A 17,245-nucleotide genomic window follows, 5' to 3' on the forward strand; every position below is an offset into this window, starting at 1 on the left:
GTGGTATTTACATATTTATCATAGATAACCCTGATTGCTTCCGCTTCGTCCTCTGCAATCTCCAATTTACCGTCTGCAAGGTGATACCCGTATGGAGCAAAGCCCCCGTTCCAACCGCCTTCCCTTGCCTTTTGCCTGCGACCTTCCATCGTCTGCACCAAGATATTCTCACGCTCTATCTCCGCCACCGCTGACAGGACCGATATAACCAGTTTCCCGCTATCTTTGGAGGAGTCGATTCCGTCCTCTACGCAAATCAAATTCACATCAAAATCCTGCATCAACTGTAATGAGTTTAACACATCTGCTGCATTTCTACCAAAACGAGATAACTTAAATACAAGGACAAATTGTATATTGTCTTTCTGGTTTTCTATATCACTCAACATTCTTTGAAAATCAGGGCGACCTTCAATGTTCTTGCCCGATCTACCAGCGTCAGAGTATTCCCCGACAATTTCCATATCCTGATACGCAGCATATTTTAATAACTTATCCCGTTGCGCATCCAAACTGAACCCATCCACCTGAACGGTTGTAGATACCCGCGTATAAATATAACATCTCTTTAACATAATACATCTTCTCCTTATTATCAGAATTCTCAAATTTTTGTCATGATACCGTCTTCCAACACAAGTGTAAAGGCCCTCTTTCCATTCCGGTAGATGCTCAGTCTTTCTGAGCATCTACCTTACCGACTTCGGCCGAAACCACTCCACTACCGTACTTTTCAATCATTCTTACCATAAAATCTATGCAACGATTGAAGGCAGCCGTGTCTGTATTTGACATACCCTCACATCCTTATGAAAATACTTGGTCATCTCAACCAGCACTTCCATACGGTCAACTGTTGCTGTTTATGTTGGATTTTTGCTATTTATGTCATTCCTGAAATATTTTTGTGTGTCTCCAAAATAAAAAGCCATAAAAAATTAGAACAGTTGAGCGCACCGGCTCAACTGTTCTAATTTTATGTTGGAAGAACAATGTGTTTCTGCAAAGCCTGCTCTACGAGCTTCGGCTCTACGCTCAGATAATGTTGTGTGACCGCCACCGATGAATGCTGCAAAAGTGTTCGCACCAACTCTACGTTAAAATCATTCTCCGTATAAATGCTTACCGCAAAAAATTTACGAAACGAATGCGTCCCTACCCTGGTTAAATTCAGGTATTGACAGACCTTTTGCAAATGCATCTGAACCGCACGCACCGTAATAGGGAACAATCTTTGTGTATCCTTTAATCCGTTTTGAATGGCATACCGCTGCAAGAATATATAAATGTCTGCCGGTACCGTGAATGTACGCAATTTCTCTGTTTTTTGTTCTATGATATTCAGGTGATACCGGCCACTCTCAAAAAGAATATCCGCTAAACGCAACCGAACAATATCCCCGATTCGCAGCCCTAAATTGGCTTCCAGAATTAACGCTGCCGCAATACGCACATTCGGTCTGACACACTCTCCATTGGGCAGTATAAACCCGGTACGGATCGTCTCTATGATTTTTTCAAATTCTTCCCGGTTGATTGCCCTGGTCCTCTTGTTTGCCATACCCGCACCCCTTTTCAAAAAAACTTCCTTAAACCATCAACTCACTTTTCGCTCTTTTCTTCCGGTGAAACTTCCTCCACCGCCACGACTACAATTTTCCTTTTTGCAATATTTAACGAACGGAAGAACCCGCATTCCCCGAATCTTCCGTTTGTTCTTTGAGCGCTCTGTATAAAGTAGACTTACTCACGCCGGTCAGCACCGCAATCTGGCGGATCGTGTAGTCGCTGTTCCAGTACAGCTTCATTGCCTGCTCAATCTCTTTCTGCTTGATTGCCGGCCTACCTACTCTGCCTTCCTCGCACGCCTTTTTATACCCTGCCTGCTGCTTTTTCTTCTGGAAAAGCACATAGAGCTGCGTGAACTTTGTAACTACGTCCAAGTAGTCCTTACCTGACAGGAACGCTTCCTCACAGTCACATAAAGATACCTGTTTCTCTGTTAATGTTTGAAATACCCGGATTAAATTTATAACATCGTCCGCTAAATCTGCAACGCTACGGATAATCAGGATATCTTCCTCGTGTAAACGCTCTAAAAGTTTGCATAATTCCGGCCTGTCCTCTGTCTGTTCAAACACAATCTGCTCATCCGCAACGCCAATCTTTTGGATTAGTTCAAAAACCGGCTGGTTGCTGTGTTCCTCAGCACCAAACCCGTTTTCCATGACATACGCCCATACCATATAAAGTTTCCTCCTTACTATTATTTTGAAAATTACCGTATTCCCCGCAAATGGAAACTGCTCCAAAATCTCATGAGATTTTGAATTTATGACCGCTTTCCCAATGGATTTTGGAACAAATTCAAAAAAATATGGTCTGCATTTGCAGCAGTCCAATTTCACCCTTATAAATCGTAGAAAACCAACGCTTAAACAATCTGAATACAAAATAATTTGTACCGAATTTCAAAGAATACGGTAAATTTTTCATTCCTACATTCGCTCGTTCCGGCTATCAGCGAAAATTGTACCGAAACCCCGAGGGATTTTTATACTTTCCCGTAACCCTATCATTCTGGGATCAAACGCCGGAGCGTAAATACCGAATTCGAATCTTGAAACATTCGGTCAGGAAATTTTCAAACTCTAAATACTCTATCCCGTCTTTACAAATCTGGCTGGGGGAGTAAATCAGCAAAGTATCGAAACGACCTTTTGCGTCAAGCGTTTTCACCTCCCGCAGTATGTCTTTTGCACCGCCAAACGTCACGATACACTCCACCACCTGAATATCGCTTTTCAACGCCTGCGCACAAAGTTGACACGCCTGATAAATGGCTGTTTTGATGCCCGCCTTATCATTTCTGACCTTTAACGCAATGACTGCTTTCTCCATAAAATCACGTTCCTTTTCTCTTTTCTATCTCTCTTGCACTTTGATTGCAACGGATCTACACCGCCCACTTCTTTACGTAACATAGTAACGATTTATGTTCTTTTTCCCTTATAACTGTCATTATTTTTTCTTTTTTACCTTACATTTTTTCTTATCTGTGTGAAATGCTGATAAACCCTTAATCCATCTGATTTTGACGCATGGTTTATAAAACACGCAGCACTTTTTATAAAACTTCTGCGATTGGTTATAAACGGATGAACTGTGTATGTCTGGTTATATCCGGAACAACAAAAAGCGTATTCTGAACGATTGTCGTTCCCGAATACGCTTCCATTTTCGAACGATAAGATGCACCGCGCGTTGTTGGCACGGTTATCGCTCCATATTATGTTGTGAAAGGCCACCTATCCCCGACCACCACCCCTGAGTACCACGACGATCTATCCGGTCTGCAAGGGATGAATGATTGAACCACTACCATGAACCACTACCAACAATCAATGTGTTCTTGTTTTCTCTTTTTCATTTTTTCTTATCAAACATATTGTACTGATTGACTTTTTGTTATCTATATATAATTCTTCTCATTATATATATCGTAACATGAATCCATTTATGTCTATTTTGGAAATTCAAAGCATATTTTTTCGATTTATGTCTTATCCATTTTGATTCATGTCTATTTTATTTTTGAAAAACGGATAAACGCCCGCCAGATGGCAATTTCAAGTCACCAATAACATACATATCCTGCCAACGTCTCTCACGCTTCCAATGACACCTTCAAAACCTGGTTCCGGTGAAATCCTCAAAACCCCTTACAAGATAAAGACAAAACACCGCTCAAATTTTTATGATCCTCTCAATATGTTTTTCCCTTGTCTTGTCTGCATTTTTTATTTTGTCAAAATAAATATTTGCTGATTTTTACCACTTAAAATACCAGAGACCACCCTTAGGTGGTCTCCGGCTGCTGAATCATCAAAAATCTTAAAATCCTGTATTCAAAAGAAAGACGGGTACTCCTCCGCGAGAATACCCGTCCTTTTTATATATCCGTATGTTATGCTTTTTGATAAACTCGATAGATGAGCAAAATACTCTGCTCTACCGTGCAAGCGTCTTGAGGAGATGCTGTTGTGGCGGATGTACCTTTCATAATATCGTTTGCCGCCAGCTTGCCAACGCCTTCTGCTGCCCAACTGGAAATGCTTGCTTTGTCCGTAAACCCTTCAATACTGCCTGCATTGGGGGTCAAATTTTCCCCTGTCTGCTCTGCAAGATACTGCGTAGCACGGTAAATCATGGTTGCAATCTGTTCGCGGTTGGTGGTGTTCTTCGGCGCAAATTTGCCCTCGCCAACGCCGGTAATGATGCCGGCTTCGTAGGCCTTTAATACCGCAACATTTGCGGAATCAGTAAACGTATCAGACGATGCTGTGTCGATTTGCTTACCGAGTACCTTCTCTACCAAATTCACAATAAGTTCAGCAAACTGTTCTCTGGTAATGCTGCCAGTAAAAGCGGGGTGATCGGTGAGCGGCGGCACCAGGCCAAGGACGGTGGCAAGGTCGACCTCTTCTTTCGCCCAGCTGGAAACCTTTTCGTTCTCGATGATCTCCGGCGCGAAAATATCCTCTTTATCCAGTATCTCAAAGTCAACCGCCATGGCGCCTGTGCAAAGCAGGCAGCACATCAGCACAAAACTTATTATTTTTTTCATATCGCTACTCCTTTAACCCTTAATCGTTGACCTTTATTACAGGGATATTAATTCCGAATGTTTCTTTCATCCACTCTGGTGTGAATTTTCCGACGGAAAACATATTGAACAGAGCGTCTTGTGTTTGGTTAAGTGTATCAGGGATAAAATCCCACAGCGCCTGCTGACTGTCAAAACGAATCCAAATCGGGCTTTCATATTGAGCAAGCAGCGAATCTGTTGCCAACATACCGGAAATACTTTCATTGGGGGCAAGCGTTAGATGGAAGGTATAGAAATCATGACCCCAGTTGACATACTGCCCGTCATCATATGCCTTCGCCTGATAGAAAAGCAGTCCGTAATACGCGTCAATCGCTTTTCCAGTATTGTTGGTAATTGTATAGTCATAGGTATGTCCATAAGCATATACACCTTGATAGTTGGTGATTCTAAGCTGGGGGTTTTGGGGTGCACTAAGCCCCAGCAGCTCAGGCAGACCTTTATACACATGCTGATACTCAACAGACTGTTCTCCCATTGCCTTAACGCCTTTTAAGAATGTCATCGTGCCGGTTTCTTCCAGTTCTTTGACCTGTTCCTCGTTGATTGCGAGCACGGTACCCAGAAAATAACGGCAAACATAGTCATTTGGATTATAGGCATTGTCATCATCTCTTGGATATTTAGACTGGAAGGTATATTCCATCAGTCCATTTGCAACTTTATAGGAATATTCATTGGCACTGATCTTACGACCTTGTGTAAAATAATCATGAAATGGACCTGGTCGCAATATCGAAGTCCCATCTGGCTGACCGTAAACCTGAACTGGGAAGCCTTCATTTTTTGCATTATAGTATATATAACCGCCACCACAGTCATCCCAGCCGTACAAGGTGTCTTCTCCTCCATAGCCCGGATCGTAAGCGATTTTGTCATAACAGAAATTGTAGGATGCGCTCGGGTCATTGGAAGTTATTTTGAATCTAATTTCTGAGCCTTCTTTCATAACTGCAATTTTGGTATGATCTGCGTTTGGACCAGTAATCCAGTTATTTGATCCAATCGAGTCATACAGTCCATTTTCTTTTGCATCAATTTCACCAAGCCAACCTGTATATGTAACTTCTACTTTCACATCTCCAACACTATCTGGAGTTGAGATATTCTCTGCTGGTAAAATAAATGTTTTTGTTTGAGTTTTTGGCATTTTCAATTCGGTTTTTTGGTTATTTGCCGCTGATGCGGTCATTGTTGGCATGAGATTTGCTGATATCAGCACACCCAATGCCAATGCGATTAGTCGTTTTTTCATACCCTTAGTTTCCTTTCCTTCCAGTATAACTCTTTTCAATGATGATTATTGCATGAACCTGGCCGCTGTCTTTTACTCACTCCAATCTTGTTTTTATTTTGTAAAAACTTATAAACACTAACTTGTACTTAGTTTATCCTGATTGTACCATATAAATATTTCCGGCGCAAGCCCGTACAATATTCTTTGGAGGAGCTTGCGCTATGAAAAACGAGAACATCAGTAAATACAGGGACGAGTTTGTGGCTGTTGGTCTGAAAATTGGATATTTGAGACGTCAAAGGGGAATGACCCAGGAGCAGCTTGCAGAAAAAGCAGGGATTTCCCTTGGTTTCCTCAGCCAGATCGAAGCCCCCAACCTGAGTGTGGGAATTTCTCTGGCTACGCTGTTTTCCATTGCGGAGGTGCTGCAAGTGCCTCCCTCGAAGCTGTTAGAATTTGATTGATTTTCTATTGAAATCCACTACACTAAATATAACACGGGTTGCCGGTGCCGGCAACCCGTGTTTTCGTCTACTCACCAAACAGGTCAACAGCAAAAGCAGCCCCCATACGGAAAGCATAGAGGAACATTCTTTGCAACTCCATATTGTTCTGAACTGTCCTTAAATACTTTAATTCCTGATATTCTTCTTGTTCTTTTTTTGACCTGCCTGCCATCAGGGAATGCTCCAACCGCTCAATCTTTTTGGAATACATACGATAGACAGGATCATCTGAAAAGCCAAACTGTTCCCAAGGTCTGACTTCCCCCACATAGAAATCCTCTAAGATACCCATTCACTACCACCTTCTTTCCTCTTTGGTGGGGACATGATACCGTTTCCAGAGGGAAGAGCCAAGGGCCAGTTTTTGAAAATACACTTACAAAACAGAACGCCTTGCTATTTTTCAAGCAAGGCGTTCTGTTTTTATGATATCATCTTGAAGTGCCGCAGTGCGTCAACAATCGCATCTTCCTTTTTCTTAGGACACTGAGGAACAACGGCATCTTCCTTTTTAGACTTGTTATAGTTTTCCCGTTCTATGATACCGTATTTTTCCTTAACCTGCGCAATATACAGGCTGGAAACCTTTAATCCTAACTTTTCAAGCACATATTTCTTGATTTCAGAATAGGTCGCTTTTGCCTCGGGCGCAGTCAAATCAAGGTCATCAAGGGCCAGTTTTACATGGATATAGTCATCAGGTGTTTTTCTAACCAAACTGACAACCGTCTCAACATGGCTCGTGCGCGGAAACAAATCAAATGCATACGCCTCCTCGAGCGTGTAGCCCGCACCGGTCAGCTCCTTAACGTCGCGCGCGAGCGTTGCCGGGTCGCAGGAGATATAGACAAGGCGCGGCGGCAGCAGCCTGAGGATCGCGTCGCGCGCGCCCTCGTCCAGCCCCTTGCGCGGCGGGTCGACGACCAACACATCAGGGTGTACCCCGGCCGCGGGCAGGCGGCGCGCGGCCTGCCCGGCATCCGCGCAGATAAATTCGACGTTGGTCACGCCGTTGCGCGCCGCGTTGCTGCGGGCATTTTCGACCGCTTCGGGCACCAGCTCAACGCCGACTACGCGGGCGGCCTGCCCGGCCAGCGCCAGCGTGATCGTGCCTGCGCCGCAATAGAGCTCGACGACCGTCTCCGTGCCGGTCAGGCCGGCCAGCTCGACCGCGTAAGAATACAGCCGCTCGGCCTGCGCATGGTTCACCTGATAAAACGCCTCGGGCGAGAGTAGGAAGGAGTGCCCGCACAGGCGGTCCTCCAGCATTGCTTCGCCCCAGAGCACGTCTGTCCTGTCTCCAAGGATCACATTGTCCGTCCGCTGGTTGTGGTTGATGAGGATGCCGGTCAGCGACGGTTCGCACGCCCGCAGGCGGCGCACCAGCTCGTTCAGCGCGGGCATTTTGCGCGTCGCGGCGATCAGCGTGAGCTGGCTTTCGCCGCTTTTTTCACCCACGCGGACATAGATATGCCGTACCATGCCGCGCCCGGTCTGGTAGTCGAACGGCGGCACGTCAAAATCCTGCATCCACTCGCGCACGGCGGCCGCAATACGGTCGGCCTTTTCCGACTGGATGAGGCACCGCTCGACCGGCACGATGGCATGGCTGCGCGGCCGGTAAAAGCCGGTGACGATGCGGCCGTTCTCGTCCCGCCCGACCGGGTACTGCGCCTTGTTGCGGTAGTGCGCGGTGGACGGTGCGCCGGTGATGCCGCGCAAGCACGCGCCGTCCTGCCTACCGATGCGGGTGAGCGCGTCGCGCACCTTTTTTTCCTTGGCGCGCAGCTCCTCTTCGTAGGTGATGTGCTGGTAGCAGCAGCCGCCGCATTTGTCCGCCACGGGACAGGCGGGCTGCATCCGCGCGCGGGACGCTACGACCAGCCGCTCCATGCGACCAAAGGCCACATGTTTCGTCACCTTGACCAGCCGCACGTCGCACTGGTCGCCCACGGCGGTGCGCGGCACAAAAACAGCGCGCCCGTCTATCCGGGCAACGCCCACGCCGTCAGCCGTATAATCGGTGATCTGGCAGCGGTAAACCTTATTTTTGACAAGCTCCATCGGACAGGCGCCTCCTTTTTACCGGTTCATATTTTGTATTATAGCACAAAAGACGCGCATACTGCAATCGAAAGGAGCGATAACGTATGGATAAGAAAAAGGTTTTGGGGCATGTGCCCTTTGATTTTCTAAATGAAATGGGGCACGATACCCGCGCGATGGAGCGCTTTTTCGAGCTGCCGCGCGATGCCCGCGAAACCCTGCTCGACACGGTTTCCACCGCAGACGAGCCGGAGGCGCGCGCGGCGCAGGCGCTCAAATCGCTTGCGCAGGGCGGCGAGGGTTACTGCGAGGAGTTTTGACCGGACAGGGCTTGTCCGGCGCGCTTCAGCCGATTTGCTCCAGCAGGCAGACGCAGTGGGCGGCAATGCCCTCCTTCGCGCCGGTAAAGCCCAGCTTTTCCTCGGTCGTCGCCTTGACCGACACCTGCTCGACTGCGCAGCCGATCGCGGCGGCGAGGTTTGCGCGCATTTGGTCGATATGCGGCGCGAGCTTGGGCGCTTGCGCGATGATGGTCGCATCCAGATTGCCCAGCCGCCAGCCCCGCGCCGCGACCAGCGCGGCGACGTGGCGCAAAAGCGCCAGACTATCCGCCCCGGCGAAGCGCGCGTCGGTGTCGGGAAAGTGCTTGCCGATGTCGCCGAGCGCCAGCGCGCCCAGCATGGCGTCCATCACCGCGTGGGTGAGTACGTCGGCGTCCGAGTGGCCGAGCAGACCGGTCTCATGCGGGATATCCACCCCGCCGATGATGCATTTGCGTCCGGCGGCCAGCCGATGTACATCATAGCCGTGTCCGATCCGCATCAAAGCTCCTCCTCCTTTTGCAAAAGCGCCTCGGCGATCAAAATATCCTCGGGTGTGGTGATCTTGATATTCTCGTAGCTGCCCGCGGTCGCGCACACGGTTTGGCCGATGGCCTCGACAGCGGCGCAGTCGTCGGTAAAGCTGCCGCCCGCCCCAGCGGCGGCGGTCAGCGCGCGCAGCAGCGTCTGCCGGGCGAACACCTGTGGGGTCTGCACTGCGCCGAGCGTGTCGCGCGGCACATCGGCCTCGATGACTCCGTTTCGCACGCGCTTGATGCTGTCTTTCAGCGGCACGATGGGTGCGGCTGCGCCGTGCTCTGCTGCCGCCTGTACAGCCGCGGTGATGACCGCATCGGACACCAATGGGCGCGCGCCGTCGTGCACGGCGATGAGCGCGGCGTCCTCGGGCGCGGCCGCAAGACCGGCCAGCACGGAGGCCGTGCGGCTGTCACCCCCGCGCGTCACCGTGCGCAGCTTGGCGATGCCAAAGGACTGCGCAAGCGCCGCATACGTCCCGATATCCTGCTCACGGCAGACGAGCACAATGTCCCGCACCGCGCCGCAGCGCTCAAACGCGCAGAGCGTGTGCGCCAGCACGGGCGCGCCGGCAAGCTCGATAAGCAGCTTGTTTTCGCCGCCCATGCGGCGGGACGCGCCCGCGGCCACGATGACCGCGCATACGGCGGGGGGCTCCGTCTTTTTTCGTTTTCCAAACACAGTTTTCACTCCTCAAAAGGGCCTTGCAGCAAGCTGCAAAGCCCTTTCTGTTTACTCGATGTGCAGATGCGTGTCAACCAGCACGTCCGCCTGCTCCGGTGGGATGCCGAGTGCGAAGGCCAGCTCGGAGCTGACGATCTGCCGCGCTGAAGCGAGCATTTGCTTCTCCCCGGCGGACAGGCCGCGCGCCCGGTCGCGCCCGGCAAGGCTTTTGACCACCTGCGCCACCTTGAGCGGCTCGCCCGAGCGCAGAAGCTGCATGTTTTCGCGGCAGCGCTGATTCCAGCCCTTATCTTCGCCGCAGACAAGGCCGTCCATCCGGTGCAGCAGCGCCTCGGCCTGCGCGCGTGTGCACACCGGGCGGATGCCGAGCTTGCTGCACGAACTGACCGGCAGGAACAGCGCGGTATCGTCCAGCGCGAGCTGAAGGGCATAGTATTGTACGGGCGCGCCGTCGATGGTGCGCTCCACGATATCCTGCACCACGCCCGCGCCATGCAGGGGATGTACGATCTGATCGCCGATCTGAAACATAGTCCCTCCGTTCCGGCAAGCCCTATATCTTATGTTTATCATACACCGGTGCGGGCGCGCTTGCAAGGCTTTTCGCATTTTGCGCGGCGGCCAGCGCGCCGATAAGCAGCAGCCAGCAGCCGCCGCCGTGCAAAAAGAGCCACGATCCCGCCGCGAGCAGGCCGAGCGTGGTCAGCGCGGCGAGCGCCCGCAGCGCCGCCGTGCCGTGTCCCCCGGCCAGATGCAAAAGCGCCATGCCGCCATCAAGCGGCGGCATGGGCAGCAGGTTGAACACACCGAGCAGCGCGCTCGCGCCGCCGAGCCGATACCAGCCAAGAGCGCCGGCCAGAGCGGTCAACGCAAAGCTGGCCGCAGGCCCGGCCAGACAGACCGCCGCCCGCGCGCAGCGCCCCTCGGGCAGCGTGCAGCGCAGCACCGCGCCGCAGGCAGTCAGTGTCAGCCGCTGGGCGCGGCCGCCGGCCAGATACAGCACGAGCAGATGCGCGGCCTCGTGTACGGCGGCGGCAAGCAGGAACAGCGGCAGCACACCCGTCTGATCGACGCACCACAGCGCGGCGAGCAGCACAAGGAAGCCGTCGCGCACCTCGATCCTGCCGTGCATCTACGCGCTTGTCAGGTAATTGGCGGGGTCGAGCGCTGCGCCATCCTTCCACAGCTCAAGGTGCAGGTGAGGGCCGGTGGCGTTGCCCGTCTGACCGACACGCGCGATCTCCTCGCCGCATTTCACCTTATCGCCCACACCGGCCGAGATGCTGCTGCAATGCGCGTACAGCGTGGTAAAGCCGTCCTCATGGTCGACGATCACATAGTTGCCGTAGCTCGATTCGCCGATCTCGCGCACTGTGCCGTCAGCGAACGCGCCGATCTTGACACCCTCGTTTGCCGCAATATCCAGCCCGTAGTGAAAGCCGGGCTGGCCGGTGATCGGGCTTAAACGGCTGCCGAAATGCGAGGTCAGCGTGCCGTCGGCGGGCAGCATGTGGGTAAACTCCATCGGGTAGACAGTCTGGTCGACCGTGTCGGGAAAGAGCGTTTGCTCGCGCCCCAAAATATCGTCTGCCCCGCCGGAGGACGCCGCGTAGCCGTCCGCGCTGCTCTGCGTCTGCTGCGCGCTGAACACCTCGCTCGCGCCTGCATCACGCGCCGCGCCGCCGAACACCGCAAGCACCCGGTCGACGCCCGGCGCACCCGCCAGCACCGCAGCCGCCTTGTGCCGCAGATTGACGGCAGCGGGGGTGTCGGCATATTTGATAACGCCCGCGGCCAGCACGAGCGCCACGACCAGCAGCAGTCCCCGTCCGCCGCTGCGCTGCGCGCGTGCCGGTCTTCTTCCTGTCATGTTCGCCGCCTCCTTTCACCTGCTAACAGCGTATGCGGCGGGGGACAGGGATATGCGCGGGTCGTCGGCCTGCTTATTCGGTCAGCGCGATGTAAATGTCGATATCGCCCTGCATATCGTCGTCACAGGTGAGATATTCCTCAAAATCGACCGTGTACGCGCGCGGCAGCGGGATGGACTGTATCTCATCCCATGCAGCGGCGGGTGCTTGATGGATGTCGCCGTGGAGGGAGAATTTGGCGTACTTACCCGCCGGTATCTCGACCTCGACAAAATCCGCCGGACAGTTCGCGGCCGGACAGCCGACAATCGCGTCATAGCTTCCGTCCGGCGCGTAGGCCGCATACAGGCCGTAGCAGGGCGTGCCGTGCTCATAGTTCAGCTTTTCGCATCCGCCGCCGCACATAAAGTCCGCCCACAGAGCGCCGATGATTTCGGTGCATTTGGGTGGATCCTCGACAATGCGCGCCCGGAGGCCGACCACCTTCTTTGCGGGCAGGGTAACGATTTCATACTGCATAATTTTGTCCTCCTTATCGGTTGTTGTGCCAAGTATATCATTGGAATGCGGACAAGGTGCGTCCGCATTGGCGTAGAGCGCGGCAATTTTTTGCGCGGCCCGCTCCACTTGGCGGCGCATGGCGGGCGGGTGCAGCACCTCGGCGCTGCCGCCGTAGGAGAGCAGATAGCCTGTGCCCCAAGCATCCGCCGGCCAGTCGGCTCGCACGAGCAGCGAGCCATCCGGGCAGCGCTCGATCTGCGTGTGGTCAAACTCGTCGTACACGCGAAAGGCGGCCTCCGGCGCAAAGCGGATGCACAGCCGCGTCAGCGGCAGGTCATCCTGCGCGCTGTCAAGGGGCGGCGGCGCGCCGTGGTCGGCGCATGGCGTATCCAGCAGATACGCCTGCTCGATGCGGGACAGCTTGAACGTGCGGAAGGCCTGCCGTGTGCGGCACCATGCCTGCAAATACCAGGATACGCCCTTAAAGCACAGCTTGACCGGCTCGACTGTGCGGTCGGAGCGGCAGCCGTTCTGACCGTGATAGCAAAAGGACACGGCACGGTGCGCAAGGATGGCATCCCTGAGCAAATCGAACAGCGCGCGTCGCGCACCGGGCGCGCCCCAGCCGGTAAAATCCACATCGATCCAGTCGACCGTCTTGCGGCGAAACAGGGCGGACAGATGGGTCAGCAGCGCGTCGTCGCCGCCCGCGCCGGTGGCGCGCAGCGTTTGCAGCGCGCAGAGGATCTCGTCCTGCTCGCGTGCGGACAGCAGCGATTTGGACAGCACGAAATCGTCCAGCAGCCGCACGCCGCCCCCGCGGCCGCGTGCGGCGTATACCGGTACGCCTGCGGCAGAGAGCGCGTCGATATCGCGCCGCACGGTGCGCTCGGATACCTCGAGCCGCGCGGCAAGCTCGCTGACAGTCGCGCCGCCGCGCGCGAGCAGGATGTAAAGCAGTTCAAACAACCGTCCGCCTTGCATGGGTGATGCCTCCCGAAAAATGGTGTGAATGGGGTCAGCATTATTATAGCAGAAAAACCGGACAAATGCTGTCCGGTTTCAGCTTGTCGAAAAAGTCCCCGCGCCGCAGCGCGCATGAAATAGAACATTGTGGCGTGCCGCAATGTTCATAAAACCCGGGAGCATGTATCACGGTTTTTATACAGATCGACGAAGAATTGTACCCGTAGGGCGCAGTTCGGAGTCGGAATTTCGATTGAAGCTGTAGTTTCAATCGAGAGGCTGTCCGGTTTATTTGCTGACAGAAAAAGCGCCCGGAACAACGTTCCGGACGCTTGTGCGCGGGGGTATGGCTTACTCGTCGTCGATTTCCAGATAGTCGGCCAGATCCTTGAACAGCGCGGACGGGTCAACGTCGTCCTCCAGCACGATCTGCAGCGGCTCGTTGAGCGAGAGCAGGAACATGCCGAGCAGGCTCTTGGCGTCCACCATGCCGCTCTTGCCGTGGATCCAGATATCAAAGCCGTATTGGGTGACGATCTTGTTGATCTGCTGGATATCGTCTGTGTTCTTGACGCGAATACCTCTTGTCATCGTATGTACCTCCTAAGTCGTGATCCGAATCGTATCTTTCTGCTATCATTATAGCAGAAAAGCCGAGAAAGAAAAGCATTTTTTATGGATTTTCGTATTTTCATCATTTTGAGTCCCTGCACGGTCAGTTGGGCAGTGGATTTGTGCTATATGCATAAATGGATATAATAAAAATTATGCAATATGCGATTGATGGCAGAGACAAAGCAAAAGGCTCCGGCGCGGGTGCGCCGAAGCCGGGTGGATGCGTTTTGTTTGCAAGGCTCTGCGCCGGGCGGCGTTTACGGCTCGAGCCGGTTCATATCGCGCGGGAACATCGAGGCTTCGCGCACGTTGCCAAGCCCCAGAAGCTGCATGGTCAGCCGCTCGAGACCGATGCCCAGACCGCCGTGCGGCGGCATGCCGTACTTGTGCAGCATGGTGAAGGACTCAAACAGCTCGGCGTTCATCTTGCGCGCGGCCAGCTTATCAAGCTGCGCCTGATAATCGTGAATGCGCTGGCCGCCGGTTGTGATCTCCAGCCCGCGGAACAGCAGGTCGAACGACAGCGCGAGCGTCGGATCGTCGGGGTCATCCATGGCATAGAACGGGCGCTTGGCCGAGGGGAAGTGGGTGACGAACACGAACTCCGAGCCGTGTTCCTCCTTGGCCCAGCGGCAGAGCAGGACCTCCTCATCCGGATTGAGGTCATAGCGGTTTTTGGACTTGTGGCCGTACTTTTCCTCCATGATCTGCTTGGCTTCATGGAAGCGGACGGTCGGTATCTCGCCGATCTCGGGCAGCTCGGCGCGCAGCAGGGTAAGCTCCTCGGCGCAGTGCGTCTTGACATAGGCCATGACCGCTTTGAGCATGCCGGTCTCCATCGCCATCACATCGTACATCGAGTCGATATAGGCCATCTCAAAGTCAAGGCCGATATACTCGTTCAGATGGCGCGAGGTGTTGTGGCGCTCGGCGCGGTAGACGCTGCCGATCTCAAACACGCGGCCAAATGCGCCCGCGAGATACTGCTTGTGGAACTGCGGCGACTGGGCGAGAAAGGCCGGGTTGCCGAAGTAATCGAGCTTAAAGAGGTTGGCGCCACCCTCGGCGCCCGCCACGACGATCTTAGGCGTGTGGATATGGGTGAAGCCCTGCGACTGCATATAGTCCGCAAAGCCGTCGGCGATCGCGCCCTGAATGCGGAACACGGCCTGCTTGGCCGGGTGGCGCAGCGTGAGCGGGCGCAACGGCAGGTCAACATCAAGCGACAGACCCATATACTTCTTGCCGAGCGGCACGGGAAGCTGGTCATACGGCCGGCCGATCACCTTGATGGAGGAAAGCACGACCTCAACGTCATGCTCGGCGCGCGGCTCCTCGCGCACCGTGCCGGAGACCTCGACCACCATCGCGTCCCGGATCTCACTGCGCTTTACGCCGCCGATCTCATCCCCCTGAAAGGTGCACTGGATCAGCCCGCGCTCGACGCGCACGATGACAAACGCAAAGTCGGACATATCGCGCACGCGGTGCACCGTGCCGCGGAAGGTGATCTCTCCGCCGGCTGCGCCGCACACGCGCTGCACGGTGTCCACATATTGTGCTGCTGCATGGATCATTTCCATAGTTATAACGCCTTTCTATCATCGTATTTGCATATGGTATCAATTATAGCACGGTTTGACTGCACAGACAAGATTTTGTGCAAAAAAAGATAGGCTTTATCGCTTTAATTTACGCAGGATGGCCTGCGCCTCGGCGCGTCCCTCGCCGGAGAGGATAAGGGCTGCCGCGTATACGAGCGCGCCAGCCGCGACCGCGAGCGCAAGGCGCGGCAGGTCGCCCAGCGGCAGCAGCGTGCACGCATAGGCGGCTGCGCCGCACAGCAGCGCGCAGAGCGGGATGCGCATAAGGCTTTTCGGCGGGATACGGAACAGAAAGCGCCCGCGCACCCGCGCCGCCGTGATGCCGAAATACGCGGCGAACGCAACGACCGAGCCGAGCGCGCCGCCCGTAAAGCCAAAGACCCGGAGCAGCGCAAGGCTGCACACGACCTTGATGAGCGCGGCGGCCGCGCTGTTTTGCAGCACATGGATGGTCGCCTGCTCGAGCTCATAGGCCTTGTTGGCGTATTCGGTCAGCCCCATGAACAGCATGGCCAGCGCGGTGTAGGCGATGACCGGCGCACCGGCCTCGTACCCCTCGGCAAACAGAAAGCGGGAGAGCGGCAGCGACACGGCGGTCAGCCCGCACACGGCGGGCGCGGCGATCAGCAGATATAGCCGCGCGCCTTGGTCGAGCAGCGGTGCGGCGGCGGCCTGTCCGCCCTCGCGCCAGCCGCGCAGCACGGCGGGATACACGCCCCGCATGATGCCGACTGAGATCATCGTGAAGATGCCCGAGGCGATCGAGTTGTTGGAATTGTAGACGGCGAATACCTCTTCACCGAAAAAGCCGGTGACCAGATAGCGGTCGATCATGTTGAGCAGCGAGACTGCGATGGACACGCCTATCAGCGGCACGCCGTAGGCGAGGAAGCGGCGCAGCAGCGGCTTTGAGAAGCGGCGCGGACGCACGACCGCCGGCATGGACAGCGCGAGCACCGCGCCGATACCGGCCACGCCGTCCGCCAGCGTGTTTGCGGCAATGGCGGGAACAGCCGAGGGATAGGCCGACGCGCCGCGCACAAGGGCATAGGCGATGGCCAGCTTGCCCGCCGCGGAGAACAGGCTCAGACCGATCGAGGCGCGCATCCGGCCGAGCTGTATGAGCGCGGAGTTGAGGATTTGAAAGATGGTGTAGCTGCAAAACATGGCCGCGCCGCCCAGCCAGATAAGCTTGCCTGTGACGGCGGCGGCCACGCAGGCCGCCCCGGCTGCCAGCACACAGAGCAGCAGATAAATGGTCGAAACGGTTGAAAAGAGCGCGCCGCCGCGATCCTTGTGGTATTCCTCGCCGACATAGCGGGTCGAGGCGTTGGCCATCCAGCCGGCCAGCACCAGATAGCAGAGCTGCACGGTGGTGTTGAGGATGCCGAACGTACCGACCGCCGCCTTGGTGAAGATGTGCGTGTAGAGCGATGAGCAGGCGATGACCAGCAGACCCTCAAGCACTTTGGCGGGCAAAAAAAGCATGGCGTCGCGCGTCATGGTGTTTTTGGAGGACAAGGGGAAAAGCACCTCGTTTCAAAACGGATATGCCCTATTATAGCACGGCTTGCGGACAAACACAAACCCCCTTTGCCGTGCGCGGGCGAAGGGCGCGGCCTTTCCTTTTGCTTTTCGGCGGCGGGCGTGGTATACTATAATACAGCGACCAAAGTTAGGATGGAGGAT

At 54.6% G+C, this 17,245-nt stretch carries 19 protein-coding genes; 2 read left to right on the top strand and 17 right to left on the bottom strand.

The window, feature by feature from the left end:
* The 6 genes from MR935_RS08845 to MR935_RS08870 all read right to left on the bottom strand — a co-directional run.
* Nucleotides 1-575, bottom strand: a 575-nt coding sequence (locus MR935_RS08845) for a recombinase family protein (protein WP_290572838.1), incomplete at its 3' end; no start/stop codon positions are given.
* A gap of 401 nt (nucleotides 576-976) precedes the next feature.
* The gene (locus tag MR935_RS08850) at nucleotides 977-1,561 is read right to left on the bottom strand and encodes a tyrosine-type recombinase/integrase (protein ID WP_290572839.1); all 585 of its coding nucleotides are present in this window, start codon (nucleotides 1,559-1,561) and stop codon (nucleotides 977-979) included.
* Between the two features lie 112 nt (nucleotides 1,562-1,673).
* Nucleotides 1,674-2,246, bottom strand: a complete 573-nt coding sequence (locus MR935_RS08855; RefSeq protein WP_290572840.1) for a recombinase family protein — start codon at nucleotides 2,244-2,246, stop codon at nucleotides 1,674-1,676.
* Between the two features lie 340 nt (nucleotides 2,247-2,586).
* Entirely contained in the window at nucleotides 2,587-2,901 is a 315-nt protein-coding gene (locus tag MR935_RS08860) for a hypothetical protein (protein ID WP_290572841.1), read from the bottom strand.
* Between the two features lie 1,066 nt (nucleotides 2,902-3,967).
* Nucleotides 3,968-4,627 carry an S-layer homology domain-containing protein gene (locus MR935_RS08865; RefSeq protein WP_290572842.1) on the bottom strand — a complete coding sequence of 220 codons (660 nt, stop codon included), beginning with the start codon at nucleotides 4,625-4,627 and terminating at the stop codon, nucleotides 3,968-3,970.
* Nucleotides 4,628-4,646: 19 nt separating this feature from the next.
* Complete coding sequence (locus MR935_RS08870; protein WP_290572843.1) at nucleotides 4,647-5,924, bottom strand: hypothetical protein; 1,278 nt, start codon at nucleotides 5,922-5,924, stop codon at nucleotides 4,647-4,649.
* Between the two features lie 203 nt (nucleotides 5,925-6,127).
* Between MR935_RS08870 and MR935_RS08875 the strand changes: the two genes are divergently transcribed.
* A complete protein-coding gene (locus tag MR935_RS08875; protein ID WP_290572844.1) occupies nucleotides 6,128-6,370 on the top strand; it encodes a helix-turn-helix domain-containing protein in 243 nt (80 codons plus the stop codon).
* A gap of 67 nt (nucleotides 6,371-6,437) precedes the next feature.
* Here MR935_RS08875 and MR935_RS08880 read toward each other — a convergent pair whose 3' ends face one another.
* Together MR935_RS08880 and rlmD are read right to left on the bottom strand one after the other, a co-directional pair.
* Entirely contained in the window at nucleotides 6,438-6,704 is a 267-nt protein-coding gene (locus MR935_RS08880; protein ID WP_290572845.1) for a DUF6809 family protein, read from the bottom strand.
* Nucleotides 6,705-6,835: 131 nt separating this feature from the next.
* Nucleotides 6,836-8,476 carry a 23S rRNA (uracil(1939)-C(5))-methyltransferase RlmD gene (gene rlmD / locus MR935_RS08885; RefSeq protein ID WP_290572846.1) on the bottom strand — a complete coding sequence of 547 codons (1,641 nt, stop codon included), beginning with the start codon at nucleotides 8,474-8,476 and terminating at the stop codon, nucleotides 6,836-6,838.
* An 86-nt stretch (nucleotides 8,477-8,562) separates the two neighbouring features.
* On the opposite strand from rlmD, the gene MR935_RS08890 reads away from it, so the two are divergent.
* Nucleotides 8,563-8,778, top strand: a complete 216-nt coding sequence (locus tag MR935_RS08890; RefSeq protein ID WP_290572848.1) for a hypothetical protein — start codon at nucleotides 8,563-8,565, stop codon at nucleotides 8,776-8,778.
* A 25-nt stretch (nucleotides 8,779-8,803) separates the two neighbouring features.
* Here MR935_RS08890 and ispF read toward each other — a convergent pair whose 3' ends face one another.
* The 9 genes from ispF to MR935_RS08935 form a co-directional block, all read right to left on the bottom strand.
* Nucleotides 8,804-9,280 (bottom strand): 2-C-methyl-D-erythritol 2,4-cyclodiphosphate synthase, encoded by a 477-nt coding sequence (ispF, locus tag MR935_RS08895; RefSeq protein ID WP_290572849.1) that lies wholly within the window; start codon nucleotides 9,278-9,280, stop codon nucleotides 8,804-8,806.
* Nucleotides 9,280-9,996 carry a 2-C-methyl-D-erythritol 4-phosphate cytidylyltransferase gene (gene ispD / locus MR935_RS08900; protein WP_290572850.1) on the bottom strand — a complete coding sequence of 239 codons (717 nt, stop codon included), beginning with the start codon at nucleotides 9,994-9,996 and terminating at the stop codon, nucleotides 9,280-9,282. Before ispD ends, ispF begins: the two co-directional genes overlap by 1 nt.
* A gap of 51 nt (nucleotides 9,997-10,047) precedes the next feature.
* Complete coding sequence (locus MR935_RS08905; RefSeq protein ID WP_290572852.1) at nucleotides 10,048-10,530, bottom strand: CarD family transcriptional regulator; 483 nt, start codon at nucleotides 10,528-10,530, stop codon at nucleotides 10,048-10,050.
* A gap of 22 nt (nucleotides 10,531-10,552) precedes the next feature.
* Nucleotides 10,553-11,131 carry a hypothetical protein gene (locus tag MR935_RS08910; RefSeq protein WP_290572853.1) on the bottom strand — a complete coding sequence of 193 codons (579 nt, stop codon included), beginning with the start codon at nucleotides 11,129-11,131 and terminating at the stop codon, nucleotides 10,553-10,555.
* The gene (locus tag MR935_RS08915; RefSeq protein ID WP_290572855.1) at nucleotides 11,132-11,869 is read right to left on the bottom strand and encodes a M23 family metallopeptidase; all 738 of its coding nucleotides are present in this window, start codon (nucleotides 11,867-11,869) and stop codon (nucleotides 11,132-11,134) included.
* A gap of 73 nt (nucleotides 11,870-11,942) precedes the next feature.
* The gene (locus tag MR935_RS08920; RefSeq protein ID WP_290572857.1) at nucleotides 11,943-13,355 is read right to left on the bottom strand and encodes an effector binding domain-containing protein; all 1,413 of its coding nucleotides are present in this window, start codon (nucleotides 13,353-13,355) and stop codon (nucleotides 11,943-11,945) included.
* 333 nt (nucleotides 13,356-13,688) lie between these two features.
* Nucleotides 13,689-13,928, bottom strand: coding sequence for an HPr family phosphocarrier protein (locus MR935_RS08925; RefSeq protein ID WP_290572859.1), 240 nt, complete (start codon nucleotides 13,926-13,928; stop codon nucleotides 13,689-13,691).
* 281 nt (nucleotides 13,929-14,209) lie between these two features.
* Entirely contained in the window at nucleotides 14,210-15,535 is a 1,326-nt protein-coding gene (gene aspS, locus MR935_RS08930) for an aspartate--tRNA(Asn) ligase (protein WP_290572861.1), read from the bottom strand.
* 96 nt (nucleotides 15,536-15,631) lie between these two features.
* Nucleotides 15,632-17,077 (bottom strand): lipopolysaccharide biosynthesis protein, encoded by a 1,446-nt coding sequence (locus MR935_RS08935; RefSeq protein ID WP_290572863.1) that lies wholly within the window; start codon nucleotides 17,075-17,077, stop codon nucleotides 15,632-15,634.
* Nucleotides 17,078-17,245 lie beyond the last annotated feature (168 nt).

The sequence above is a fragment of the Agathobaculum sp. genome (genome assembly GCF_022775115.1).
Classification (GTDB): Bacteria; Bacillota; Clostridia; order Oscillospirales; family Butyricicoccaceae; genus Agathobaculum.

What these genes read in the sequence shown, in the direction of transcription:
- MR935_RS08910 (WP_290572853.1), bottom strand. Translation starts at nt 11,131, where the DNA reads ATGCACGGCAGGATCGAGGTGCGCGACGGCTTCCTTGTGCTGCTCGCC.
- MR935_RS08920 (WP_290572857.1), bottom strand. Translation starts at nt 13,355, where the DNA reads ATGCAAGGCGGACGGTTGTTTGAACTGCTTTACATCCTGCTCGCGCGC.
- ispF (WP_290572849.1), bottom strand. Translation starts at nt 9,280, where the DNA reads ATGCGGATCGGACACGGCTATGATGTACATCGGCTGGCCGCCGGACGC.
- rlmD (WP_290572846.1), bottom strand. Translation starts at nt 8,476, where the DNA reads ATGGAGCTTGTCAAAAATAAGGTTTACCGCTGCCAGATCACCGATTAT.
- MR935_RS08860 (WP_290572841.1), bottom strand. Translation starts at nt 2,901, where the DNA reads ATGGAGAAAGCAGTCATTGCGTTAAAGGTCAGAAATGATAAGGCGGGC.
- MR935_RS08915 (WP_290572855.1), bottom strand. Translation starts at nt 11,869, where the DNA reads ATGACAGGAAGAAGACCGGCACGCGCGCAGCGCAGCGGCGGACGGGGA.
- MR935_RS08880 (WP_290572845.1), bottom strand. Translation starts at nt 6,704, where the DNA reads ATGGGTATCTTAGAGGATTTCTATGTGGGGGAAGTCAGACCTTGGGAA.
- MR935_RS08870 (WP_290572843.1), bottom strand. Translation starts at nt 5,924, where the DNA reads ATGAAAAAACGACTAATCGCATTGGCATTGGGTGTGCTGATATCAGCA.
- MR935_RS08850 (WP_290572839.1), bottom strand. Translation starts at nt 1,561, where the DNA reads ATGGCAAACAAGAGGACCAGGGCAATCAACCGGGAAGAATTTGAAAAA.
- MR935_RS08865 (WP_290572842.1), bottom strand. Translation starts at nt 4,627, where the DNA reads ATGAAAAAAATAATAAGTTTTGTGCTGATGTGCTGCCTGCTTTGCACA.
- MR935_RS08875 (WP_290572844.1), top strand. Translation starts at nt 6,128, where the DNA reads ATGAAAAACGAGAACATCAGTAAATACAGGGACGAGTTTGTGGCTGTT.
- aspS (WP_290572861.1), bottom strand. Translation starts at nt 15,535, where the DNA reads ATGGAAATGATCCATGCAGCAGCACAATATGTGGACACCGTGCAGCGC.
- MR935_RS08890 (WP_290572848.1), top strand. Translation starts at nt 8,563, where the DNA reads ATGGATAAGAAAAAGGTTTTGGGGCATGTGCCCTTTGATTTTCTAAAT.
- MR935_RS08925 (WP_290572859.1), bottom strand. Translation starts at nt 13,928, where the DNA reads ATGACAAGAGGTATTCGCGTCAAGAACACAGACGATATCCAGCAGATC.
- MR935_RS08905 (WP_290572852.1), bottom strand. Translation starts at nt 10,530, where the DNA reads ATGTTTCAGATCGGCGATCAGATCGTACATCCCCTGCATGGCGCGGGC.
- MR935_RS08855 (WP_290572840.1), bottom strand. Translation starts at nt 2,246, where the DNA reads ATGGTATGGGCGTATGTCATGGAAAACGGGTTTGGTGCTGAGGAACAC.